This is a genomic window from Paenibacillus sp. H1-7, from assembly GCF_022354825.1.
Classification (GTDB): domain Bacteria; phylum Bacillota; class Bacilli; order Paenibacillales; family NBRC-103111; genus Paenibacillus_S.
In genome coordinates this window covers 8,249,062-8,274,530 of record NZ_CP031168.1, presented here as the reverse complement: position 1 = coordinate 8,274,530, position 25,469 = coordinate 8,249,062, and the positions used below count along the sequence as shown (strand labels likewise).

26 protein-coding genes are annotated in these 25,469 nt (G+C 40.8%); all 26 read left to right on the top strand.

The features are described 5' to 3' along the window. The first annotated feature begins 54 nt into the window (after nucleotides 1–54). Entirely contained in the window at nucleotides 55–483 is a 429-nt protein-coding gene (locus tag DVH26_RS36530) for a flagellar protein (RefSeq protein ID WP_239630480.1), read from the top strand. A gap of 100 nt (nucleotides 484–583) precedes the next feature. Then, nucleotides 584–856, top strand: coding sequence for a flagellar biosynthesis anti-sigma factor FlgM (gene flgM, locus DVH26_RS36525; protein ID WP_239630479.1), 273 nt, complete (start codon nucleotides 584–586; stop codon nucleotides 854–856). A gap of 30 nt (nucleotides 857–886) precedes the next feature. Continuing rightward, the gene (locus tag DVH26_RS36520; RefSeq protein WP_239630478.1) at nucleotides 887–1,384 is read left to right on the top strand and encodes a flagellar protein FlgN; all 498 of its coding nucleotides are present in this window, start codon (nucleotides 887–889) and stop codon (nucleotides 1,382–1,384) included. 17 nt (nucleotides 1,385–1,401) lie between these two features. After that, nucleotides 1,402–2,952, top strand: a complete 1,551-nt coding sequence (gene flgK, locus DVH26_RS36515; protein WP_239630477.1) for a flagellar hook-associated protein FlgK — start codon at nucleotides 1,402–1,404, stop codon at nucleotides 2,950–2,952. Between the two features lie 22 nt (nucleotides 2,953–2,974). Next, nucleotides 2,975–3,871 carry a flagellar hook-associated protein FlgL gene (flgL, locus tag DVH26_RS36510; protein ID WP_239630476.1) on the top strand — a complete coding sequence of 299 codons (897 nt, stop codon included), beginning with the start codon at nucleotides 2,975–2,977 and terminating at the stop codon, nucleotides 3,869–3,871. Nucleotides 3,872–3,885: 14 nt separating this feature from the next. After that, nucleotides 3,886–4,455, top strand: coding sequence for a DUF6470 family protein (locus tag DVH26_RS36505; protein ID WP_239630475.1), 570 nt, complete (start codon nucleotides 3,886–3,888; stop codon nucleotides 4,453–4,455). 111 nt (nucleotides 4,456–4,566) lie between these two features. Further along, the gene (fliW, locus tag DVH26_RS36500) at nucleotides 4,567–5,028 is read left to right on the top strand and encodes a flagellar assembly protein FliW (RefSeq protein WP_239630474.1); all 462 of its coding nucleotides are present in this window, start codon (nucleotides 4,567–4,569) and stop codon (nucleotides 5,026–5,028) included. Beyond that, complete coding sequence (csrA, locus tag DVH26_RS36495; RefSeq protein WP_239630473.1) at nucleotides 5,028–5,279, top strand: carbon storage regulator CsrA; 252 nt, start codon at nucleotides 5,028–5,030, stop codon at nucleotides 5,277–5,279. Before fliW ends, csrA begins: the two co-directional genes overlap by 1 nt. 212 nt (nucleotides 5,280–5,491) lie before the next feature. Continuing rightward, complete coding sequence (locus tag DVH26_RS36490) at nucleotides 5,492–6,652, top strand: flagellin N-terminal helical domain-containing protein (protein ID WP_239630472.1); 1,161 nt, start codon at nucleotides 5,492–5,494, stop codon at nucleotides 6,650–6,652. A gap of 86 nt (nucleotides 6,653–6,738) precedes the next feature. Next, nucleotides 6,739–7,077 (top strand): hypothetical protein, encoded by a 339-nt coding sequence (locus DVH26_RS36485; RefSeq protein WP_239630471.1) that lies wholly within the window; start codon nucleotides 6,739–6,741, stop codon nucleotides 7,075–7,077. After that, nucleotides 7,067–10,090, top strand: a complete 3,024-nt coding sequence (locus DVH26_RS36480; RefSeq protein WP_239630470.1) for a glycosyltransferase — start codon at nucleotides 7,067–7,069, stop codon at nucleotides 10,088–10,090. Before DVH26_RS36485 ends, DVH26_RS36480 begins: the two co-directional genes overlap by 11 nt. A gap of 31 nt (nucleotides 10,091–10,121) precedes the next feature. Continuing rightward, nucleotides 10,122–11,093 (top strand): NAD-dependent epimerase/dehydratase family protein, encoded by a 972-nt coding sequence (locus tag DVH26_RS36475; RefSeq protein WP_239630469.1) that lies wholly within the window; start codon nucleotides 10,122–10,124, stop codon nucleotides 11,091–11,093. Then, nucleotides 11,086–12,201 carry a DegT/DnrJ/EryC1/StrS family aminotransferase gene (locus tag DVH26_RS36470; protein WP_239630468.1) on the top strand — a complete coding sequence of 372 codons (1,116 nt, stop codon included), beginning with the start codon at nucleotides 11,086–11,088 and terminating at the stop codon, nucleotides 12,199–12,201. The genes DVH26_RS36475 and DVH26_RS36470 overlap by 8 nt, the downstream gene beginning before the upstream one ends. Before the next feature lie 16 nt (nucleotides 12,202–12,217). Beyond that, complete coding sequence (locus DVH26_RS36465) at nucleotides 12,218–13,258, top strand: hypothetical protein (protein ID WP_239630467.1); 1,041 nt, start codon at nucleotides 12,218–12,220, stop codon at nucleotides 13,256–13,258. Between the two features lie 74 nt (nucleotides 13,259–13,332). Next, complete coding sequence (locus tag DVH26_RS36460) at nucleotides 13,333–14,325, top strand: methionyl-tRNA formyltransferase (protein ID WP_239630466.1); 993 nt, start codon at nucleotides 13,333–13,335, stop codon at nucleotides 14,323–14,325. Between the two features lie 98 nt (nucleotides 14,326–14,423). Then, on the top strand, nucleotides 14,424–15,767 hold the full coding sequence (locus DVH26_RS36455) for a nucleotide sugar dehydrogenase (RefSeq protein WP_239630465.1): 1,344 nt from the start codon (nucleotides 14,424–14,426) through the stop codon (nucleotides 15,765–15,767). 47 nt (nucleotides 15,768–15,814) lie between these two features. Then, nucleotides 15,815–16,774 carry a Gfo/Idh/MocA family protein gene (locus tag DVH26_RS36450; protein WP_239630464.1) on the top strand — a complete coding sequence of 320 codons (960 nt, stop codon included), beginning with the start codon at nucleotides 15,815–15,817 and terminating at the stop codon, nucleotides 16,772–16,774. Continuing rightward, nucleotides 16,771–17,352, top strand: a complete 582-nt coding sequence (locus DVH26_RS36445) for an acyltransferase (RefSeq protein WP_239630463.1) — start codon at nucleotides 16,771–16,773, stop codon at nucleotides 17,350–17,352. Before DVH26_RS36450 ends, DVH26_RS36445 begins: the two co-directional genes overlap by 4 nt. A 7-nt stretch (nucleotides 17,353–17,359) precedes the next feature. After that, entirely contained in the window at nucleotides 17,360–18,484 is a 1,125-nt protein-coding gene (locus tag DVH26_RS36440) for a DegT/DnrJ/EryC1/StrS family aminotransferase (protein ID WP_345774030.1), read from the top strand. An 87-nt stretch (nucleotides 18,485–18,571) separates the two neighbouring features. After that, nucleotides 18,572–18,955, top strand: coding sequence for a flagellar protein FlaG (locus DVH26_RS36435; protein WP_239630462.1), 384 nt, complete (start codon nucleotides 18,572–18,574; stop codon nucleotides 18,953–18,955). Nucleotides 18,956–18,980: 25 nt separating this feature from the next. Beyond that, on the top strand, nucleotides 18,981–20,528 hold the full coding sequence (gene fliD, locus DVH26_RS36430) for a flagellar filament capping protein FliD (protein WP_239630461.1): 1,548 nt from the start codon (nucleotides 18,981–18,983) through the stop codon (nucleotides 20,526–20,528). A gap of 27 nt (nucleotides 20,529–20,555) precedes the next feature. Further along, nucleotides 20,556–20,948, top strand: coding sequence for a flagellar export chaperone FliS (gene fliS / locus DVH26_RS36425; RefSeq protein ID WP_239635607.1), 393 nt, complete (start codon nucleotides 20,556–20,558; stop codon nucleotides 20,946–20,948). Beyond that, a complete protein-coding gene (locus DVH26_RS36420; RefSeq protein ID WP_239630460.1) occupies nucleotides 20,941–21,276 on the top strand; it encodes a hypothetical protein in 336 nt (111 codons plus the stop codon). The genes fliS and DVH26_RS36420 overlap by 8 nt, the downstream gene beginning before the upstream one ends. Before the next feature lie 293 nt (nucleotides 21,277–21,569). Then, complete coding sequence (locus tag DVH26_RS36415; protein ID WP_239630459.1) at nucleotides 21,570–21,767, top strand: cold shock domain-containing protein; 198 nt, start codon at nucleotides 21,570–21,572, stop codon at nucleotides 21,765–21,767. A 352-nt stretch (nucleotides 21,768–22,119) separates the two neighbouring features. After that, nucleotides 22,120–22,662, top strand: coding sequence for a ribosome hibernation-promoting factor, HPF/YfiA family (gene hpf / locus DVH26_RS36410; RefSeq protein WP_239630458.1), 543 nt, complete (start codon nucleotides 22,120–22,122; stop codon nucleotides 22,660–22,662). Between the two features lie 221 nt (nucleotides 22,663–22,883). Next, nucleotides 22,884–25,394, top strand: coding sequence for a preprotein translocase subunit SecA (secA, locus tag DVH26_RS36405; protein WP_239630457.1), 2,511 nt, complete (start codon nucleotides 22,884–22,886; stop codon nucleotides 25,392–25,394). The last annotated feature ends 75 nt before the right edge of the window (nucleotides 25,395–25,469 follow it).

Below are 25,469 nucleotides of genomic sequence, written 5' to 3'. Positions count from 1 at the left end.
ACTAGACCTAATAATAGAGCAAACAGGGAACCGTTCATGGGAGGGGAGCAGATTATGAGTTTAAATGTAGACAATTGTCAGCGTTGCGGGAGAGTATATGTCAAAAACAACTACGGTCTATGTGGAAATTGCATTAAGGAAATCGATCTTCAGTATGAAAAATGCTTGAAATATCTTAGGGAGAATCGCGCTTGCTATATAACCGAATTGAGCGAAGCGACGGGGGTATCGATAAAACAAATTACGAAGTTTATTCGTGAAGGCCGGATTTCCATCAATAATAATCCTAATATGGCTTACAATTGCGAAGTCTGTAATACCCCTATCCGGGTGCATACCATATGTGATTCCTGCCGCTCGAAGCTGACGAAAGACGCCAGTAATCTTCGCGAAGATGAACAGCGGAAGCATACACAGCAAGAGGATGCGAATCGGATGCAGTTTAAAATCACCGACCGATTGCGGGATCGGCACCAACAATGATATTATCAAATTAATATAAACTTTCAGAGAAACTCCACCGATAAAAGTAGTAGCGCTTATCCGGTGGAGTTATTTTATGTATATAAAGAGGTGAACATCGATGAAGATAAATGGAACGAATAGAGTCGGGGCTGTAAATCAATATATGAAGTCCCAAGAAGCGATGCAATCATCAGGAACGGGCAAGACCGGCAAAAAGAAAGATCAAGTCGAAATTTCCAGCGAGGCGAAAGAGCTATTGGAGACACACAATGCGGCAGCAGCAGAGAAGAATCGAGAGAAAGTGGAAGCATTAAAAACGTCGGTAGCGAACGGTACTTATAAAATCGATGCGAGAGCATTGGCTGAAAAGCTGTTTCCTTTTATCAAGTAATTCCAATTCTGATTCCATAGGTGGATGAGCATGGCATTCGAAGCGTTAATACAAACGATGACAACATTAAACGACATTCATGAGAGTCTGCTTGAGCTGGGTGAACGGAAAAAGCAGGTGCTCATCCGCAATGATGTGGAACAGCTGATGCAGATCGTGGCGAAAGAAAACAAGCTGATCAAGCAAATCAACGAATTGGATGGGCAGCGTGTCGAAGCCATAGGCCAATATATGATCGAGAAGGGTTATAAACCGAATCCGAAGGTGACGGTAAGCGACCTGACGAAAATTGTGTTTAATGTGGACGACAAGAAGCTGCTGTTAGGAAAGCAGAAGCAGCTTTTGGGGACGATACAGAAGTTGAGGGAAATGAATCAGTTGAATCAGCAGCTGATCGAGGAATCAATGAAATTTATAAACTATTCTTTGGATGTAATTGTAGGCCCTGATGATGACGGTTTCTATCATAATCCTTCGCAACGATCAAAAGGCTTTAATAAGACCGGATACTTTAACGCAAGAGCTTAATTGGGGAGAGTGACGATATGCGTTCGACATTTCATGGACTAGAGACCTCCAAACGAAGCTTGTTTACACAACAAGCCGCTTTGCAAACTACGGGACATAACATTGCTAACGCTAATACCGCTGGATATTCCAGACAGGTTGTTAATATGAATACATCAAGGCCAATTGAGGCCGTAGGCATGACTCATTCTGCTGTACCAGGGCAATTGGGTACGGGGGTCGAATTTGGATCTATCACCAGAATTAGAGAAGGTTTTTTGGATAGTCAGTTTAGAAATGAAAATAAATCCTACGGAAGCTGGTCTATCAGGCAAGATACATTAGAAAAACTTGAGAAAATCATAACAGAACCTTCCGAGACGGGCATTAGAACTGTCATCGATAACTTTTGGAAATCATGGTCTGAGCTTAGTAAAAACCCAGAGAGCACAGATGGCCGCAAAATCGTACGAGAGAATGCGTTGGCTATGGCGGATGCCTTTAATTCTACAAGCAAACAATTAAACGACTTAAGCGCTGATTTAACAGAGAATATTAATGTAAAAGTTAGCCAAATTAATACATTAACTAGTACGATTTCTAATCTTAATGGAGAGATCAGACGTATTGAAGGACTTGGTGATGACGCCAATGACCTACGAGATCAACGTGATTTGTTAACTGATGAGCTGTCGAAAGTTGTCAATATTCAAGTTAGGGAAACCGACCAAGGTTATGATATTACTATGGGAGGAACTCCTCTTGTAACAGGCGATGTACCTGCAACGGTATCGAGTGATACTCTGGCCACTGCGTTTACATCAGGAGATTTAAATAGCGGCGAAGTTTACGGAATGATCGTATCTAGGGATCAGTATGTAAGAAATTATATTTCTGAGCTTGATAAAATGGCTAATACCTTAGTGAATGGTAAAATCACGGTAACAATCCCGAAGGATTCCGTTCTACCTGAGGGTACGATTCTTAACGGTATTACATACACTGGTGCAAATCGAACCTTAGCTAACGATTTAACTGTAGAAGTGGACGGTTTTAATGGTCTCCACAAATTAGGTTATAACTTTAGCAATACCCCATCGGGAATTCCTTTTTTTGCCGGAAATCCTGGAGAAGTAATTACTGCGGCATCATTGAAGATTAACACGGCTATTGTAGATAACCCGAATTTAATTGCAACCTCCCTGCGGACGACCGGTACTGGCTTAGATGAGAAGGTGGTAAGAGGGAATAACACGATGGCACTGATGATTTCTCAAGTTAGAGATACTCAATATAACTTCGGTACGGCAACGGATCCACAAAAAGCAACTGTAGATGATTATTTCAGATCTGTTGTTGGTCAGCTTGGTGTGCAAACAAAAGAAGCTCAACGTCAAACAACAAATCAAAAAGTTCTTGTTGACCAGGTTGAATCAAGAAGGCAATCGGTTAGCGGTGTTTCACTTGATGAAGAAATGTCCAATATGATTAAATTCCAGCATGCCTATAATGCAGCTGCGAGAGCAATGACAACATTTGACGAAACATTAGATAAAATTATCAACGGTATGGGTGTAGTTGGACGATAATAATTAGTGGGAAGTGGAGAGAATGACGACAAGAGTTACCCAAAATATGATTAGTAACCAATTGTTACGAAACGTCAGCTCTAACTTGAGCCGTATGAGCAACTTGGAGAATCAGCTATCCACAGCTCGTAAATTGAACGCTCCTTCCGATGATCCTGTAGGAATTACTTTTTCGATGAGGTACAGAAGTGAGCTTTCCGCAAATGATCAATTTCAAAAGAATGTTGATTCGGCGGTATCTTATCTTGATTTCACCGATACAATGCTGGGACAAGCGGGCAATGTCATGCAGCATATAAGAGAGCTAGCAGTTCAAGGGTCTAATGGTTCCAATCCGGATACAGCAATGGAGGCTATTAAAACCGAAATTGAAGAGATGTATAGACAACTTGTTGATATTGGCAATAGCAAGTTCCAAGGAAAGTATGTCTTCAATGGACAATTAACGGATACGAAGCCGTATTCGGAAGCCAATGCTATGGTGGAAACCACAGATCATGGTTTGCTACAATTCGAGATGGGGCCTGGCATCAAGCTTCCTATCAATGTGACGGGAACGGAAACCTTTGGTGAAACAACTGACCCGGATAATGCATTCCAGATCATACAAACCCTTATTACTGACCTCGGGAACAATAACTATGATGGTGTAAGTCAGGCTATTGATAAAATCGATACGAGAATGAACAAGCTTCTTGAAAAGCGTTCTGAAATTGGAGCTAGAACCAACCGCGTTGAACTGATTCAAGGTAGATTGGAAGATATGGGAACGAATCTTCAGGGCTTGCAATCTAAAACGGAAGATGCCGACATGGCAGAGGTGATAACGAATCTTAAAATGGGTGAAAATGTATATCAAGCCTCTTTATCTGCCGGCGCTAAAATCATTCAGCCTAGCCTAGTTGATTTCTTACGCTAGGGGGGATTCTTGTAGTGGTATCTTTTCCTACTATTAGTATTCATCAGCAATTTGCTCAATTAGGTATCGATGCAGATCCAGCGACATTAGAGCAAAAACAGCCCAAAGCTACATACGAAATGAAGAGGGTACAGCCTAGGCTTCAGATGGAATCTCCTCGTGGAGACATGCAGATCGATCAAAGTCGTGCATGGGATGCTTTATGCAGAGGCGGTCATTTGGGGACGATGAATAAAATCTATTCAGAGGCACGGAATATTGCTTTACAGGGAATTGCCAAAATCGTTGAACGAGGTAATAGCTTAGGCAATATTGCAGCCGGCGGCAACCCTATCGTAGAGAATGCTAAACAACTATTTACAGAGCGTACTGAGTATAATATTGCTGGATTGGCAACATCCGATAATGTGGATATTCACTATACAGCTCAGAGGCCGCAAATTGAGGTAATAGGGGGCTCTATTGAAGTCAATGCTCGAGTAAATAAACCGGAGTTGAACGTCATTAGAGGCAAGCTAGACATCTATATGCTTCAATACCCTAAAGTTGAAATCACGCCCCCTCAATTAGATCTAAGATTATAACGTAGAGAACTATAGATTGGAAAATCTATAGTTTTTTTGTACACTGAATACAATAGCTTGTGTTTAAAGCTCCGAAAGGAGCTTTTCTTAATAAAAAGGAGCGGAGACAGGATGATAATCAATACTTTGCAATTAGGTGAAATTAAAGTAGAGGAAATAGACATTATTACTTTCCCGCAAGGTTTACCAGGCTTTGAAGAGCTTCAGCAGTACGTAATCGTTCAATCAAGCGAAGAAGAGCCGTTTGCCTTTTTACAATCAATAAGTAATAAGGAGCTTTCCTTTGTTATTACAAATCCATTCCTGTTTTTCTCGGACTATGAATTTCAGTTATCGGAAGGTGTACAGGAAGAGCTCGGAATTAATAATGAACAAGAAGTAGCGGTGTGGACGATAGTAACGGTCTCCACTAATGTTGAAAACATAACAACCAACCTTCTTGCTCCTGTTGTAGTGAATGTAAAGAAGAGAGTTGGAAGGCAAATTATTTTGCATAATTCTCCATATAAAACAAAACATAGTCTCATTAAGCAAAGTCGTGCAAACGATTCTCAAATGGGCGGTGAATCATAATGCTCGTACTAAGTCGTAAAAAGGGCGAATCTATAATGATTGGTGACCAGATAGAACTGGTTGTTCTAGAGGTTGAAGGAGAAACGGTTAAGCTTGGAATTAAGGCTCCGAGAAATGTTGACGTATACAGGAAGGAAGTCTACTTATCTATACAGGAATCAAATAAAGAGGCCACTAATATCGCAATTAGTCTTAAGGATTTGAATGGGATTGTTAGAGGACGACAAGGGAACTATAGCGATAGAGACTAATATAGAGATATCTAGTGCTAAGGCGATATAAATTGAAGGTAAATGTCGAAAAACAGTGAAATTAGACTTAAAACGGCGATATTTAGGGCTACATCGGGGATCTAACTATTACGATAATATTTATAGAAACTCATTCGAAAGGCGGCCGACTTTCGAATAGTCGAAACCACATGGAAGTGGGAAAAACGAACCTTCAAGGAGGAAGAATTGAAATGAGAATTAATCACAACCTTGCAGCAATGAACACTCACCGTCAACTTTCTGGTAACAACACAGCAGTGGGTAAATCCCTTGAAAAATTGTCTTCCGGTCTTCGTATTAACCGTGCTGGCGATGACGCAGCTGGCTTGGCAATTTCCGAAAAAATGCGCGGTCAAATTCGTGGTTTGGATCAAGCACAACGCAACGCTCAAGACGGTATTTCCTTGATTCAAACAGCTGAAGGCGCATTGACTGAAACTCACAGCATCTTGCAGCGTATGCGTGAATTGGCAGTTCAATCTTCCAATGATACGAATACCGATGCTGACCGTGGTGAGCTTCAAAAAGAAGTTAACCAATTGACTAAAGAGTTGGATCGCATTGCAAATACTACTGAGTTTAACACCAAGAAACTTTTGAACGGTAACCTGAGCGGTACAAACCTGACTGCAAGAACACAAGCATTCGATGAAAGATCTAACTCGGATCTGTTCAAAACAATTTCGTTCGACAACGCAACAAGTGCACAGTTCGGTGATAATACTTACAACGTTCGTATTTCTGGCGTAACTTCACCTACAGGTGCTGGTAGCTTTACTCTTACTATCACTGATGCATCCGGTAAACAAACTACTAAACAAATCGCTACTACCGCTACAGCTGTTACTATCGGAGGAACATCAATTGCTCTTACAGCCTCCACTACGGCAAACAGATTGGAAAAAGTAGGCGAAGAGTTTACATTTACTACAAGAGCTGCTCAAAAAGACATCACTGATACTTCTGCAACATTCCAAATTGGTGCAAATTCGTCCCAAACAATGAATGTAGCAGTAGAAGACATGAGTGCTAAAGCATTGCATGTAGATAAAATCAGTGTTTCTTCTAAAGGTGCTGCTCAAGCGTCTATCTCCGCAATCCAAAAAGCACTTGACGATGTTTCGACGCAACGTTCTAAATTGGGCGCATACCAAAATCGTTTGGAACATTCCATCAACAACTTGGGAGCATCTTCCGAGAACCTATCTGCTGCTGAATCCCGTATTCGCGATGTAGATATGGCTAAAGAGATGATGGACTTTACTAAGAACAACATTCTCACTCAAGCTTCTCAAGCAATGTTGGCGCAAGCTAACCAAACGCCACAAGGTGTTCTTCAACTACTTCGTTAATATTTAGTTTAAATAAGAGAGAAAGCTTAACAAATGGAAAGCCGACTGAAAAGTCGGCTTTTCGTAAATTAAGGGGTGAAAAAAATATGGTAAATAAGGAAGGGAATATGAAAGATATGGTTTTAATGCTAGCTGGGAACTTACAGACTAGAATTAAAACTATAGTAGAGTTATTCCAATCGGGTGATACATCTCAAGCAAATGAACGCTTTGTTTATTTGCTAGATGATTTATCGATATTGATGGAGGGAATAGAGACTTTAAATAAATACAATTCCATGATTGATATCACTGAGATGAATGAGAAATTACAACTTCTGTTAAACCAATTTGAAAAAAAAGACTACATGTATGTAGCTGATCTTTTGACCTACGAGTTATTACCACTTCTTGAATACTGGAGTGATACTGTCAATGATGAATAAGCCTTTTCTGATTAGTATTTGTATGATCGTTAAAGATGAAGAGAAGAATATAAGACGCTGCTTGAATAGTCTTAAACCGTTGTTAGATTGCCCGAATATAGAATTAATTATTGTAGATACGGGTTCAACTGATAAAACAGTGGAAATCGTTAAGCAATATACTGAGCGAGTCTACTTTCATGAGTGGAATAATAGCTTTTCTGAAATGAGAAATATATCTATTTCGTATGCGACCGGTGAATGGATATTTATAATAGATGCCGATGAAGAATTACAAGATGTAGAGAAGTTAATGGATTTGATGGAAAGTGAATCTGTACGAAATTATAACGCAATAAAACTTCAAGAAAAGAATATTCTATCACTAGTAGTTGATAGAGCTGTATACCATGTTACTGAGCGTTTGTTTAGAAATGATGGATCGTTTAAATATGTTGGAACTGTACATAACCAAGCAATTTATCAGCATCCTGTAATGCAAACAGATATTTTTCTGATTCACTATGGATACATTAATGAAGATGAAGATTTAATGGAGAAGAAGTTTATACGAACTAGTGCTCTCTTACTGAAAGAGCTTGAAAATAACCCAGATCATATATATTATCGGTTTCAATTAGCACGAACCTATATGATGCACAAAGATAACAAGGAAGCAATAGAAGAGATAAGAAAGGCCTACGATGTAATAAAAAAACGAAACCTAAATCGAACTGAATATTATTATGTGTATGGCGAATATATTCGTCTAGCAATTTGTAACAACGAGTATGAAGAAGCTATTAGAATAGGGCTAGAAGGAATTAATGCCAAACCTGATTATATAGATGTGTATTACTTTACTGCTTGTTCGTATGTTGCAAACAATAAGAAGGAAGATGCTGTCCCGCTTTTTAAAGCATATTTTGAAATGTATAGTAATTATACTAGTGGCAAAATGGATTTAACTAGATATAATGCTGTTGAACTATATACTATTGATTCCGCGGCAAGATCAAATGCTGCATTTATACTAACGAACTATTATTGTGAAAAAGAGGAATATGATAAGGCAGTAGAATATATCGATTTAATAGACGAGCATGTAGATAAGTATAAGTTGGTCATCAAAGTTTATATTAGGTTAGAAAGATATTGTGGATTGTTAGACTATTATAACAACAATATACCGACGGATGAATCTAAACTAACTTTTATCCAGTTACTGGAGTTATTTAGAAAAGAAATGGAAGTTGATGCAAAAACTAAATTGGCTGAACAGTTTGCTACTGGTAATGATCAGTACAGTCAATTAAATCAAATTCGTGTAAGTTTAGGGCCAGCAGGACTGATACGTACTTTTCTTCAATCTACCGATATGAACCAATTACCTCTTTACCCTTATTTTGAAATATTCCACCATGCAATTTTGCAAGGAATCTCTATCATTACTTATTTGAAAGAAATGGAAACTGCTAAAATAAAAGTTCATATAAAATCTTTGGTGGATGAGTATAGTGATGCGAAAGAGAAATTATTAGAAAACATTGAGAAAACAAAAGTACGCCATAATGATTTTCATACTAACAGAGTATTTGCAGCAATTGCTAATGTAATTGTTCTTAGCGAGATTGAAGATAGTAAGCTAGAAGATAACGAAGATAAGCAACGTGAAATAAAGGTTTATGAAACTTTTAAAAGATATGTTGAATTTGGTATTAATTACATATCTAACTTGTATCATATAAATAGTATTAGAATTATCTATAAGACTCTTGATGATTCAGAGCAAAAGTTTCTGGTTCTAATGTATCTAGCGAAAGAGGCTGCGCAACGAGGGGATATTAAAGCTGCCTTGGCAAGTTACCGTGAAGCAGGTGAGCGTTATCCATATGTAGCGGGTTTAATCAATCAGTTGGTTATTGAGTACACTAATAAGATTTCTAAAACGGAAATTATATTGTCTATGGATAATTTGAACTTGGACAACATTGTTCCTTTCAGTAACAGTGATGAATTTAATAGATCAACAAGAGTTCTCCAGGGGACAATAGAAATAGCAAATCAAATGAACTCATTAGTAAAAGAGTTGCAGCATGAGGATGTTTTAGCCAAATCGCTAAATTATTATCCTAGTTATTTAGGATATCCTTCTGATTATGTTTATGATTTAACCAAGTGGCATCCTGCTTTTGCCGAGGATCTACAACAAATAACATCAAAAGCAATTGAAACATTCGATATTTTTCACTTTTATTTTAACCAAACACTGATGCCTGATTACTCAGACTTGCCTTTATTATTGAACAAAAGTAAAAAAGTAGTTATGCACTATTTAGGATCTGATGTGCGGCGGTTTTCAATAGCAAAGAATTTTAATAAGTACAATGTTGCAAAAACACATGACGAGAGTCAGATTATATCCCGACTAGAACATGTATCAAAATATGTAAAAAACTGTATAATTGCCGATGGGGAACTATATGAATATGTTAAAGATTATTTTGAAAATGTTCATTTTCTAAATACCACTATTGATCTGGAAGCATACCAACCACCTATTGATTTTACATTTAGGAAAGTGAAGCCACTTGTGGTTCATGCTCCAACTTCGCCGGAGATAAAAGGTACTAGATATGTATTAGAGGCGGTTGAAAATCTCCAAAAGAAGTACGATTTTGATTTCAAATTAGTAAAAGATATGTCTCATGAAGAGGCTAAGAAAGTCTATAAGCAAGCTGATATTATTGTTGATCAGTTGAAGCTAGGGTCTTATGGGGTATTAGCCTTGGAAGCCATGGCTATGGGTAAGCCTGTTATTACTTATATCAATGAATTCATGAGGGATTACTATCCTAAAGATCTCCCAATTGTGTCAGCGAATACAGAAAATGTAGGTGATGAACTAGAAAAACTACTTGTTGATGATGACCTACGTAGTATACTAGGTGATCGAGGTAGAAAATATGTGGAGAAACATCACAACCCCAAAATAGTAGTTAAAAAATTGTTAGATATTTATAAGAGCATCTAGTTATAAAAAATTTTAAAAGATGAGGTTTCATATGAATTATAACAGTATAGTAGGGGAAAGGATTTTTATTACAGGTGGTACTGGTTTCATTGGTTCAACGCTTATAGGAAGATTGATAGATCACAACCAAATAACTGTCTATGATAATTTGTCTAGAAACTCTTTGGAGAACAAGGATTATCGTAATCACCCTAATCTTAAGGTAATCCAAGGTAATGTATTAGATCTTGAACTATTAAAGCAATCTATTCAAGGATCTACATATGTTATTCACGCGGCCGGTATTGCTGGAATAGATACAGTGATAAAAAATCCTGTATTAACTATGAATGTTAATATGGTGGGTTCTGCGAATCTTTTAGAGGCATGCACTACACTGGAACATTGCAAGAGAATCATTTGTTTCAGTACAAGTGAAGTGTTTGGCCAGATGGCCTTCCGATCAGAGGAAACTAGTTCGACAGTTTTAGGCGCTGTAGGAGAGGCTAGATGGACCTATGCAGTTAGTAAACTGGCAGTAGAGCATCTTTCTTATGCGTATTTCAAAGAATATAAACTGCCGACTGTTACCGTAAGACCGTTTAATATATTTGGCCCTGGCCAAGTTGGAGAAGGCGCGGTTCGCATTTTTGTCCAAAAGGCACTTGCTAACGAAATAATAAATATTCATGGAGATGGTACACAAATCCGTGCTTGGTGTTATGTTGATGATATGGTGGAAGGTATACTATGCTGCATGACCAGGGAAGAAGCAATAGGAGAATCATTCAATATCGGAAACAAGCACAATGTTATAACCATTTATGGGCTTGCGAACACCATCCTTAGAGTGCTGAAATCACATTCTGAAATCCACTTTGTTGAACAAACTTCAGTAGATATAGAGTTAAGGGTTCCACAGGTGGAAAAGGCGAAGAGAATGTTAGGATTTGAAGCCAAGGTCGATTTAGAGGAAGGAATTAGAAGGACGGGGGATTACTTCAGAGGGAGACAGCATGATTAAACTTGTAGATCCTTCCTTTCATGATGCTGAGTTAGATCGCGCTATTCAAACACTCAAAAAAGGATCGTTAATTCAAGGCGAAACGGTGGAGTTGTTTGAAAAAGAGCTAGGTTCCTTTATCGGAGTTAAACATTCTTTAGCGGTAACAAGCGGAACAGCAGCTCTACACCTTGCTATGGTCGCTTTAGGGATTGGACAAGGAGATGCCGTTCTCGTACCTGCTTTTACATTTCCTGCTACTTCAAATGTTGTGGAAATTGTTGGTGCTAAGACTATCCTAGTCGATGTGGAGGAAGATACCTATTGTATAAGTCCTGAAGCTTTGGAAACGGCTATAGAAAACTGGGACGGTCCAGAAAAGTTAAAAGCACTAATAATTGTTCATGAGTTTGGACTTTCATGTAGATTGGATGCAATTCACGACATTGCGCGCAGACACCACTTGTATATTATTGAGGATGCAGCTTGTGCACTTGGCACAACATTTAATGAAAGACATATTGGTGGCACAGGGGATGTTGCTTGTTTTTCTTTTCATCCCAGAAAGGCATTAACAACGGGTGAGGGTGGATTAGTCGTTACGAATAGCGATGAGCTTCACGATAAACTAAATAAATTGCGAAATCACGGAATTGAGAGAAATCCAGAAGGGCTTGATTTTGTTTTACCTGGTTTTAATTATAGACTTACAGAATTTCAAGCTGCTCTTGGTCTTGAGCAAATAACAAGCTTCAAAGATGCTCTTTTAAGACGAAAAGCTATTGCTAGCATGTATTTGAAGGCATTTGTCGATTTATCAATAAAATTACCAAGGGATTATGTGGGACATGCTTGGCAAACATTTATGATTGTCCTACCATTTAATTCAAATCGTGCAGATATCATTAATCAGTTAAGGGACCAAGAGGTTGAATCCAACTTGGGAGCCCAGGCAATACATTTATTAAAGTATTATAAAGATAAATATGGATTTCGGCGAGAGGATTACCCTGTTTCAGCTGCTCTATATGAAAAAGGGCTTGCAATACCTATACATGGAAAAATGAGTGATGAAGATGTGTATAAAGTGATAGATGCTATGTATCATGTTTTGAACAAATCCCGATGAATGGAATGCTACCGTCATGTTACAAGAAAAATGGCATTTAAACAGAATGAAAAAGTTATGCTATGATATCGTTAGTCAAAGTGGGCTTGATTTAAAGGGTATAAAAGTTATAACTGAGGCAGGTAGCGGTGTATTTGCTTTAACGCCCTTTATTGCTATTATTGCAGGTGCCAAAGAAGTCATTTGCTTGACTAAAACAACAAAGTACGGAAGCGTATTTGAAATAGAACAATTAATAAAAAAAATTGCAGTAGAATGGGAATTAGCCGAACCAATTGTAACAGAAAACCGTTTTGATGAATCTTTAAAGGGTGCAGACGTAATCACTAATCTTGGAATGGTTAGGCCAATTAACAGGTCGTTGTTGGAGTGGGTAGGGAAGGATGTTGTTATTCCCTATATGTGCGAGGCATGGGAAGTTCGTGTTGATGATGTTGATTTTAAAACATGTCTTGAGCTAGGTATACCCGTCATGGGTACGGATGAATCCACACCTTTGCTAGATATATTTAGTCAATGTGGTATGCTTGCAGTGAAAATGATACTTGATTCTGGTCTAGAAGTATCACGTAATAGAATCGCAATCTTAAGTCAGGATCGATTTGGAACTGTAATTTATGAAGCACTTAATAAATCTGGGGCCACAGTGACGTTATACTCGGATGAGAACTACTGCGGTGTTGAGAACGTTGAATGGGACGCGATTATAGTAGCAGAATACAATTCTATGCAGACTATTCTTGGGCCAATGGGGAGCCTTGACAATTACAGATTGCGTAAGTTACTTTCTACTCATCCTGCCATTATACAATTTGCAGGGCACAATGACGTTTCATTTCTTAAGCAAAACGGATGCTTAGTTTATCCTGATATTAAGTTAGAATCTTGTAGAATGTCTAAAACATTAGCAGACTTAGGTCCAAAACCGATGATTATGCTGCATACCGCTGGATTATTAGTAGGGAAAGCTATGGTGGAGGCTAAGAGATTAAAATTGACAGGTAATTCTTTTGAACAATATATTCTTACTAATTCACCAGCACAAATAATTAACTAAGCAAGTTGCCTTCCGAAAGGATATGTTGTAATCCTCCTTTTAGGAAGATAAAAGTATGAAAGGAAGTACAACAAGTGAGGGTTGCTGCTTTCGGAAGAACAGAATATTTCTATAAGAGTATCAAAGCAATATCAGATCATGGTCATGAAGTTGTCCTGATAGGGACTTGTCCTGTTGCACCAGAATACACAGTAACGGAAAAAGACTTTATGAATTTATCCAAAGAATTAGGATGTCCTTTTATATTTGATACAAATATAAATAAAAACGAATATATCAACATGGTTCAAAATTCAAATGCAGATATTGCTATTAGCTTAAATTGGTTAAGCATTATTGGTAAGGAAATGATCACTCAATTTAAATATGGTATTATAAATGCCCATTTTGGGGATTTACCGAGATATAAGGGGAATGCTACGCCAAACTGGGCTATTTTGCAGGCCGAACATAAAATTGTCCTAACGCTACATCAAATGTCCGAGGAATTAGATTCAGGTCCAATTCTGATTCAACGTGAATACCCTTTAAAAACGGATACATATGTAGCGGATATTTATCGTTTTTTTGATGATAATGTTTCCGAAATGTACATTCAAGCATTAGATGGACTTGAGAAAAATATTATAATACCCAGACAACAAGTTAAGGATCCGTTCTATTCTTTAAGGTGTTACCCTAGGTTACCTAGAGACGGGAAAATTGACTGGACACAGTCTGCCGATCAAATAGCAAGGCTAGTGCGTAGTGTTTCTCAACCGTTCTCGGGTGCTTACACTTTTATAGAAGGCGAGCGGATGATTATTTGGAAGGCTCGTGCAGATACACTTCCTTTTAGTACTGTGGGAGTCCCTGGTCAGGTTGTGGAGAGAAATAGCCGGACAGGTGAGATCTCGGTTTTGACAGGTTTTGGTATTTTGGTTTTGGAAGAGATTGAGCTCACTAGTCTAGGTAAAGGAAAGCCAGGGAATATTATTAAATCTCTTAGAACTAGATTGGGTATGGACATAGAGGATGAAATATTAGCACTACGTGAAGAAATTATGAGATTGAAACAGTTATTATAGCATTTATTAATAATTTTTCTATTATGCTAACGCTCAAAAATTCCGATATATGTATATATAATCACAACCAGAAAAATACGGAAGAAGAGGGTGACATAATGAAAAATAATAGTTTATTTAAAGTATGCACGGAGCAACCATTTTCCTTATTACAAAACATCCGAAATAAATCAGCCAAACTAGGCGTTATTGGACTTGGTTACGTGGGCCTTCCTCTAGCAGTCGAGAAGGCGAAGGCAGGCTATAAAGTAGTAGGCTTTGATGTGCAACAGAAACGTGTTGACATGGTCAATCTAGGTATCAATTACATAGGTGATGTAGTCGAGGTTGAGTTAAGAGATTTGGTGAAGAAGGGGAAGATCAAGGCTACGATCGATTACTCCGAGATCAATGACTTAGATGTAGTAGCTATCTGTGTCCCGACTCCACTAGATGTATACCAGCAACCAGATCTGAGTTACGTGACGGCTTCAGCTCAGGAGATAGCCAAACATTTACGCCCTGGTATGCTTATTGTATTGGAAAGTACGACTTACCCTGGTACCACACAGGAGGTAGTTAAGCCGATTCTCGAATCTACTGGACTAAAATGCGGTGAAGATTTCTACTTGGCTTACTCTCCGGAGAGAGTTGATCCGGGCAATAAGTTTTTTAATACAAAAAATACCCCTAAGGTCGTAGGCGGCATTACCGCCGACTGCACCGAAGTAGCAGCTACACTCTATGAGCAGGTGCTTGAAGGGGCTGTTCACCGTGTTTCCAGTCCCGCTATAGCAGAGATGGAGAAAATATATGAGAACACGTTCCGTAACATTAATATTGCTCTGGCGAACGAAATGGCCATCTTGTGCAATCGGATGGGGATCGATATCTGGGAAGTGATCGATGCGGCTAAGACGAAGCCATACGGTTTTATGGCGTTTTACCCTGGTCCGGGGCTTGGAGGCCACTGCATTCCGATTGACCCATGGTACTTGACGTGGAAAGCTAGAGAGTACAACTACCATACACGGTTAATCGAGGTTGCCGGCGAAATCAATAACAGCATGCCGGAATTTGTCGTTGAGCGGATAGGGCATATCTTAAATGAAGAGGCAAAGCCGATTAAAGGATCTAGGGTTCATTTGCTGGGTATATCCTACAAAAAGGATATTGACGACTATCGCGAGTCGCCGGTTATTAAAATAATAGAGCTGCTTGAGAAGCGTGGAGCTAACGTAGTGTTCAGCGATACCAGAATTCCAGCTTTTCATTATAAAGGGGTTTCGTATGAAGGCATTGATCTGAATGCTTCTAATTTGGAAGAAGCCGATGTAGTTGTTATCACAACCGATCACAGTGATTTCGATTATCAGATGATTGCTGAATCAGCGAAAGTCATATTTGATACAAGAAATGCCATGAAAGACGTAGATACTTCTAATAAGCTATATCGTTTGTAAACAGAACGAGCTGCAAGTATTAATCAATATCGAAAGCAGGTAGGCAGATGACCAAGGTAATTGTAGTAGGAGCGGGGCAATGGGGGAAAAACCTTGTTCGCACATATCATGAACTGAATGCTTTAGTAGCTATAGTAGAGGCCGATACAAGGCTACAAGAGTCGCTGCATATAACTTATCCAGAAATCCCTATATACTCCGACTATTCTCAGGCGATTCAGTTAGAAGATACGGCGGCAGTTGTCATTGCAACCCCTGTGCCAACTCATTTTTCGCTCGCAAAGGAAGCTCTTCTTAAAGGCAGAGATGTTTTTATCGAAAAGCCTATGACCTTGTCGTCTAAGGATGCTGAAGAACTTATAAGGATTGCCGCTGAAAACCAATTAATACTTATGGTAGGCCATCTGCTGCTGTACCAACCTGCTATTGAAAAAATGAAGGAAGTCATTGTTTCGGGAAAGATTGGTCAACTTCATTCCTTACATCAAGAGAGAATGAAGCTTGGTAGAGTACGGTCAGTTGAGAACGTACTTTGGAGCTTTGGGGTCCATGATCTCGCTGTTCTTTTGCATCTTGTTGAAGATACTCCCTCGGGGATCACAGTTAATGGACAACGAGTTGTGCAGCCTCACGTAGAAGATGATATATATGTACATATGGCTTTCCAAAATGGGGTACAAGCTCATTTACACACTTCATGGTTATGGCCGGAAGTTCGTCGAAGATTAGTAGCAATAGGTAGCGAAGGTATGCTTGTCTATGATGAAGAAAAGCAAATAGTAACATTGCACAGAAAAGGGATTGAGTCCGATCTATCCAATCGGGAAGAGGGTATTGAGATTCTATATGAAGGTAACGTTCAGCCACTGACTCTGGAATGCCTGCATTTTCTTGACTGTGTTCAAATTCGCAAACAGCCACGTTCCGATGGGGATAATGGGCTGGAGGTTATAAAGGTTTTGGAACAATGTTCTAGCATTCTTCAAAAGGGGACTAAAACAAAATGAGCGAATACTTTGTTCACGAATCTTCTTACACAGATCAAGGAGCTGTAGTCGGGTCAGGAACAAAAATCTGGCATTTCTCGCATATTATGAGCGGTGCGGTTATAGGGGAACGCTGCAATATAGGCCAAAACGTGTTTATTGCAAACCGAGTCAAGATTGGTAATAATGTCAAGATTCAAAACAATGTCTCCATATACGAAGGCGTTATCTTGGAAGACGATGTGTTTTGTGGACCGAGCATGGTTTTTACCAATGTAAAAACCCCTAGGTCCGCCTTTCCGCGTAATACTAGCGACGATTATGCCGTAACAAGAGTATGCCGCGGCGCTTCCATCGGAGCTAATGCGACGGTTGTTTGCGGAGTCACTATTGGTCAATGGGGCTTTGTAGCCGCTGGGGCTGTTGTTACGAAAGATGTCCCTGAATACGCGTTGGTAGCAGGAGTTCCTGCAAAACCAATGGGATGGGTCTGTGAGTGTGGAGAATCATTACCTAATATTGAAAATGAGAAATCATGTTCCTCCTGCGGACGTCAATATAGACTTCAATCAGAGTTTCAATTGACAAAAATAAAATAGGGAGGCCATGATGATGAATATAGAGAGAATTCCAGTGTTTACAGTGAATGATGAAATGAAAAGCTTGAAGCCTAGAATGATGGATGCAATTGAAAATGTATTGTTATCCGGTCATTTTATTATGGGTGAGAATGTAAAGGCTTTGGAAACGGAAATAGCCGAATATCTTGGTGTAAAGCATGCTATAGCGGTAAACTCCGGGACCGATGCATTAGTTATAGCGTTAAAAGCAGGTGGTATTGGTGAAGGAGACGAAGTCATTACGACTCCGTTTACTTTTTTTGCAACTGCAGAAGCCATACACCAGGTTGGGGCTAAAGCAGTTTTTGTCGATATTGATGAGGAGACATTTAATATCAATCCCAAGCTGATCAAACAAGCAATTACTCCAAAGACTAAGGCGATTATGCCTGTACATATTTTTGGCCAAGCAGCCAATATGCAAGAGATAATGGATATCGCAGGGGAGCATGGATTGCAAGTTTTTGAAGATGTCGCTCAGGCATTCGGGGCAATACATAATGGAAGAAAGGCTGGAACGTGGGGCGTCGCGGGATGCTTCTCATTCTTTCCAACGAAAAATTTGGGGGCTTACGGTGACGGTGGGTTAATTGCGACAGACGATGATGATCTGGCAGCAAACTCAAGAATGCTTAGAACCCATGGCTCTAAGAAGAAATATCATAATGAAACCTTTGGTTATAATTCACGCTTGGACGAAATGCAAGCGGCGATTTTACGTGTGAAACTGCCGTATATTGATCAATGGAACCAAAACCGATTCCAGATAGCGAAAAGATACAGCGAAGCATTTGAGGACATTTCGGGAATTATACCTCCTGCATTATCTCGTATTAGCGAAGATTCACATGTATTTCATCAGTACACTATTCGAATACTGGATGGGAATAGAGACAGGGTACAGAAAGAACTCTCCGACTTGGGCGTAGAAACCATGGTATACTACCCTATTCCCGTTCATCGGCTTCCTGTTTACGAGGGCTCAACCATTTCAGCACCCGTTTCTGAAAAGGCAGCAGCAGAAGTTATTAGTTTACCGATCTGGCCTCAGATGGATGTAAAGATTCAACAAAAAGTGATTGATGTATTAATCTCTGTCATAAAAAAATAGTAAATTAATTCTATTGCCTCTAACACAATTCTCATATTTGACCGATATTAACTATAATATGAGCTCTTATGTGGAGGTGTTTTTGTTATGGAAATTAACTTATCTGTTGGATCAACAGAGGGTACGGGATTTTCAAGAGCTAGGAACGAGTCTGTAGGAACTGATTCGTCTTCATCCGTGGCGGCAAGTGTCCATTCTGCAAGAGAATTAAAAGAAGCGGAACTGAGGGGAGAGAACATTCCCGTTAGTGACGAACAGTTAATCAAAGCTATTGAGCGTGCCATTAAATCCGTAGAAGGTGCGGCAACCTCTTTGCAATTCTCGGTTCATAAAGAAACAAAGCAAATACTGGTCAAGGTTCTCAATCAGGAAACAGGGGAAATCATCAGAGAAATACCACCAGAAAAGAATCTGGATATGTTAGCGAAAATTTGGGAAAGAGCTGGAATTATCATCGACGAGAAACGGTAATTTGTTAAAATGGGAGTGATATAGCATGGTTTCATCTATTGGTCGTGTAAGCGGATTAGCTAGTGGTATGGATATAGATGCAATGGTTAAAAACCTAATGACAGCGCATCGAAAACCATTGGAGAAATTAATTGCACAAAAGCAGTTGACCGAATGGCAGCGGGAAGACTACCGTACTATGAACACCAAAATTTATGAGTTTCGTAATAACAAGCTGTTTAATTTCAAGCTTGAAGGAAATCTGAATTCGAGGGTAGCCACATCTGGGAATACAAATGTTGCAACGGTAAAAGCTACAGGAGACGCCCAACTGGGCACGATAAATGTTGAAGTAGCAAATGTGGCTACAGCCGCTACTAACATAAGTTCTGATAGTATTATTGCTACTGGCAAAACCTTAGATCCGAGTAAGCCGCTAGCGAGCCAGAAAGATAATTTAAAGGAGGCAGCGTCGTTTATTGAAGTTAGTCCAGCAACTACGCCTCCAACCTATGAAAATTTCTCAATCAGCATCAATGGCAAATCTATAACCATTAATCCTAACGAAGATTCAATAAATGCCGTTATTGACCGCATTAATAAGAATACTAACGTAACTGCTTTTTATGCTAACGGCCAAGTCTCCCTGACAGCTAAACAAACAGGTAAAGTGAATGGAGATACCAAAGATCAAGCGAATATCGCTGTTTCTGGAAACTTTCTTACAAATGTTTTGAAAGTTGACGGGGCTGGTACGGCAGCAGTAGATGCTTCTGTGAAAATTAATGGCATACCCGCAGTTGCGCAGAAAAACAATACTTTTACCGTTAATGGTGTTGAGATTACTCTAAATCCGCAAGCAGCAGCTGGCGCTTCAACTTCTATCACCGTAAAAACGGATGTAGATAAAATGATTGAGGGCATTAAGGGCTTCATCACTGATTACAATGATTTACTAAAGTCCTTACAAGATAAAACCGCTGAGAAGAGATATCGTGATTTTGATCCGTTGACAGATGAACAGAAAAAAGAAATGAAAGACAGTGATGTCGACCTTTGGACTAGTAAAGCAAGAAGCGGATTACTGAAGAACGATTCCATACTAACCGGTGCTATCAGTAACATGAGAATGGCAGTTACTGCTCAGGTGGAAACTGGAAGTACAAAATATAAAACGCTAACCTCAATAGGCATTGAGACAGGACAATATTTTGAGAATGGTAAGTTGTATCTCTCGGATGAGAAAAAGCTTCGGGAAGCCATTGAAACAGATCCGGATGCTGTTATAGCGATGTTCACAGCTAACGGTACAGAAGCCAATAAAGGTAAAGATATAGGGATTGCAGAGCGGCTTTATTCCAGTTTGCAAAATACATTAAATGGAATTATGGAAAAAGCCGGCGCATCTGTTTCTGCAAGAGATAACAGCACATTGGGCAAGCGATTGGATGAATATGATAAAAGTATTGATAGCTGGAAAGATAGGCTAATTGATATTGAAGATCGCTACTATAGGCAGTTTACAGCAATGGAAAGTGCAATAAACAGATACAATTCTCAGTCAGGATATCTTGCTCAAGCATTCGGTGGTTAATAATAAAAGCGGGAGGATGACAGAATGATTCTAACATCCCAAAGAAATAAATATCTTGAGACATCCATACAAACCGCAACCCCTGCTCAGTTGCTTGTCATGCTTTGTGATGGAGCGATACGATTTTGCAGGGGAGGAATAGAGGCTATTAAGTCTAATAAGTATGATGAAGCCAACAACAACCTTTGCAGGGCACAGGAGATTATTAGTGAGTTTATAGTGACTTTGGACCGTCAGTCTCCAATTGCAGACAATCTTTCTAGGCTCTATGAATATTTTAATTTCCGTTTAATTGAGGCTAATACTAAGAAATTGGCCGCACCGGCAGAGGAAGTTCTCGGCTATTTGCTGGAGCTTAAGGAAACTTGGATTCAAGCAGCCAAATTGGCAAATCAAGGCTCGGGAACAAGTCATGGATGATTTAATACGTGATCTACAAGAGCTTATGGATGAGTGGATCCAAGCTTTGCCGCTGCTGAATTATGAAGAAATGGAAGCTTATGTGGATAAAAGAGAAATTATAATATCCAAAATGAAATCGACGCCGGCGACTTATTTGGAACGGGATAAATATTCCGAATCCATACAACAGTTGCTTCAGTATGATTCCATTATATTATCTAAGATGAAGCAACTTAGAGATGAAGCTTTGCAAGGATCTACGAAAATAAGTGCAGGCAGGATTCAAAGAAACGCCTATGAAGGAAGTTATACACCGGATAGTGTTTTCTTTGATCGGAAGAAATAAATAACGGGAAACCTATACGGGCACATGAAGCTCGGTTGCGGGTTTCCTTTTTTTGTTTAAGAACCTGTGGACAATGTGGATAACTCTGTGTATAACTTTTATGAAAAATGTCGAAAAACCGCACAACGATGCGGTTTTTGTATGTGTATAGATTATTAATGTAATGTTAATACGTGAATTTTCAAAATATTTTGCTAACAGGCGTGGTTATAATTGACATTGTAGACAGGGGGATGATATATTCGAATTGTGAGAACGCTCACAGTTATTTGATAATGAAGGGAATGTTTTACATGCAAGGTAAAGTAAAATGGTTTAACGCAGAAAAAGGATACGGTTTCATTGAGCGCGAAGACGGCGGAGACGTATTTGTTCATTTCTCGGCAATCCAAACCGAGGGCTTCAAAACTTTGGAAGAAGGTCAAGCGGTTGAATTCGATATCGTAGAAGGCGCTCGCGGACCTCAAGCAGCTAACGTTATCAAGCTATAATCATCCGGCATTCCGCCCTTGTATAGATGGTTATTCGATTACTATTAGCAGCGACGGCACCCTGGAGAAATCCGGGGTGTTTTTTTGTATGTGTAGGTTTTGTTAAACGATCCAAATTTATTAATATTTCCGCGGCGGATTGTTAAGATTTCTTATTGGAAGCACAGAGAATGCATGGGATGAACGGGGCTGGAGGCTACTGCCAACACGCTGCAAACCCAGACGCAATGCGGTTTGTCACATTGACACTAAATTGTAAGAATATTTTGAAAAATTGTCGATTTAAATGAAGGATTTTTGAAGACCTCCGTTGAATATAGTATAATAGGTACATGAAAGGAGGAGAAGTACAATGAAATTCAACATTCGCGGAGAACGCATCGAGGTAACTGAGGCTTTGAAAGAATATGTTGAGAAAAAGCTTAGCAAGCTGGAAAGGTACTTTGAAACTCCCCCTACAACTGATGTAAATGTAACTTTGAGCGTAGTCAAAGGACTACAAGCGGTCGAGGTGACGATCCCTATGACGGGGGTCATGCTGAGAGCTGAAGAGAAGAACAACGACATGTACGCTTCCATCGATCTGGTGGTCGACAAGCTGGAGCGGCAAATCCGCAAGCACAAAACCAAAGTGAACCGTAAAATTCGCCAAGAAGGCGGTATGCGAGATATATTGAAAGTGGACACGCCGGCGCTGTATGAGGACGAGGATGATTACGAGCTGGTGAGAACGAAGCAGTTCATGCTTAAGCCAATGGACATCGACGAAGCGATTTTGCAGATGAATATGGTAGGCCACAGCTTTTTCGTTTTTGCGAATTCGAATACGGAGCAGGTCAATGTGGTGTACAAACGAAATGACGGCAAATACGGCTTGATTGAGCCGGCCAGATAATGGGTGGAAATCCAGGAGCTTGCCTAACAGGGCAGGCTCTTTTCATATGGTTGGCAGGTGCTTTCCCGCCATGTAGCTCGGGTTGGGTGGATGGTTTTCACTGTAATAAGGAAATCCTAAGAGATCATGATAATAAATGGATGACCCCGCAGTTCTTGCGACTCGTGCCGCAAACTGCTACAATTTAAGGCAAACCGTTCTTAGAAAAGGGAGATGGGCCCATGTTAGGACTCGTTAAGAAAATATTCGGCGATTCAAACGAACGTGAAGTGAAGCGGCTGTGGAAGACAGTCGATGCAATTAACCAATTGGAGCCTTCTATCGAGGTATTGTCCGATGAGGAGCTGCAGAACAAGACCGGAGAATTCCGCGAGCGTCTGGATAAAGGTGAAGATTTGGACGATCTGCTTCCGGAAGCTTTTGCCGTCGTGCGTGAGGCTTCGAAGCGGGTTTTGGGCAAACGCCATTATGACGTACAGTTAATCGGCGGTATGGTACTCCACGAGGGCCGTATTGCAGAAATGAGAACAGGTGAAGGGAAAACCCTGGTAGGTACGCTGCCGGTTTATTTGAACGCTCTGACAGGCCGAGGCGTGCACGTGGTTACCGTCAATGACTACCTGGCTCAACGGGACAGCGCGGAGATGGGCAGAATTTACGAATTCCTCGGCATGACCGTAGGCGTGAACTTGAACTCTCTGCAGCACGGTGAGAAGCAGATGGCTTATGCTTGCGATATCACCTACGGTACGAACAATGAGTTCGGCTTTGACTACTTGCGCGACAACATGGTCGTGTATAAAGAGCAGATGGTGCAGCGTCCGCTTTATTTTGCGGTTATTGACGAGGTCGATTCGATCCTGGTCGACGAAGCTAGAACGCCGCTCATCATTTCCGGACAAGCTGCCAAATCGACGGATCTGTACTACCTGGCCGATCGTTTTGTAAGCAAATTAAAGGAAGAAGAAGATTACATCATTGATATAAAAATGCGTTCCGTAGCGCTGACGGAAACAGGTGTGTCCAAAGCGGAGAAATCGTTCGGCATCGAAAACCTGTTCGACCATGCCAACGTGACGTTGAACCATCACATTACGCAAGCTTTGAAAGCTCACGTTATCATGAAGCGTGACGTCGATTACGTCGTGCAGGAAGGCGAAGTCGTCATCGTCGACGAATTCACCGGACGTTTGATGACAGGCCGCCGCTACAGCGAAGGACTGCACCAGGCGATTGAAGCGAAAGAGCAGCTCCAGGTTCAAAATGAATCGATGACGCTCGCGACGATCACGTTCCAGAACTACTTCCGTATGTACCGCAAGCTGTCCGGGATGACCGGTACGGCGAAAACGGAGGAAGAAGAATTCAAAAAGATTTACGGGCTCGAGGTTATCGTCGTGCCGACGAACCGTCCGATGATCCGTCAGGATATGCCGGACGTCGTGTACAAATCGGTCAACAGCAAGTTCCGCGCGGTAGTGGATGAGATCGTCCAACGCCATCAGAACAAGCAGCCGGTATTGGTCGGTACGGTATCTATCGAGAACTCGGAGCGTTTGTCCGAGATGCTCAAGAAGAAAGGCGTTCAGCATAAAGTTTTGAATGCCAAATACCATGCCGAAGAAGCGGAAATCGTATCTCGTGCGGGCCAGGCGGGAGCAGTGACGATCGCTACGAACATGGCGGGCCGCGGAACCGATATTATGCTCGGCGAAGGTGTGCATGATGTGGGTGGTCTGCATATTATAGGTACAGAGCGGCATGAAAGCCGCCGTATCGATAACCAGCTGCGCGGCCGTGCAGGCCGTCAAGGCGATCCGGGTTCGTCCCAGTTCTACTTGTCCATGGAGGATGAATTGATGCGCCGTTTCGGTGCTGAGAACATTATGGGCATGATGGACCGTCTCGGCTTCGAGGAAGATCAGCCTATCGAGAGCAAGCTGATTACCCGTGCCGTGGAGTCCGCTCAGAAGCGTGTAGAAGGTAACAACTTCGACGTGCGGAAGGTCGTCCTTCAATATGACGATGTAATGAACCAGCAGCGGGAAATTATTTATAAACAGCGCCGCGAAGTGTTGGATTCGGACAACATTCGTGACATTACCTTGGGCATGATCATGCCGGTCATCGAACGGCTTGCAGAAGCGCATTGTCCAAGCGACCTCGTTCCGGAGGAATGGGATCTGCAGGCGATCGTCGATTATGCGAACGGCTCCTTCCTACACGAAGGCCAGCTGACAGCGGAAGAGCTGTGGGGCAAAGAGAAGGAAGAAATCGCCCAATACATCAAAGACCTTGTACTTCGCCTGTATGAAGAGCGTGAGCAATCCATCGGCGAAGAGTTCATGCGCGAATTCGAGAAGGTCGTTGTGCTTCGGGCGGTAGACTCCAAATGGATGGATCACATCGATGCGATGGATCAGCTTCGTCAAGGGATTCATTTGCGCGCTTACGGCGGCACGGACCCTCTGCGCGAATACCAGTTTGAAGGCTTTGAAATGTTCCAGGAGATGATTCAAAGCATTCAGGAGGAAGTAGCTACGTACATCATGAAAGCCCACGTAGAAACGAACCTCGAGCGTCAGCAGGTCGTTGAGCCGGTTGCGGTGAGCACGGACGGCGAGCCGGCTCCGAAGAAGCCGATCGTCAACAACGAAGAAGACCGAGTAGGCCGTAACGACTTGTGCCCTTGCGGCAGCGGCAAAAAGTATAAGCAGTGTCACGGGGTTTAAGAAGCGGGCAACTTAAGCAAGAGCAAGAGGCTCCAAAACAAGAAGGGCAGCCGGAGCATGCATCCGGCTCCTTTT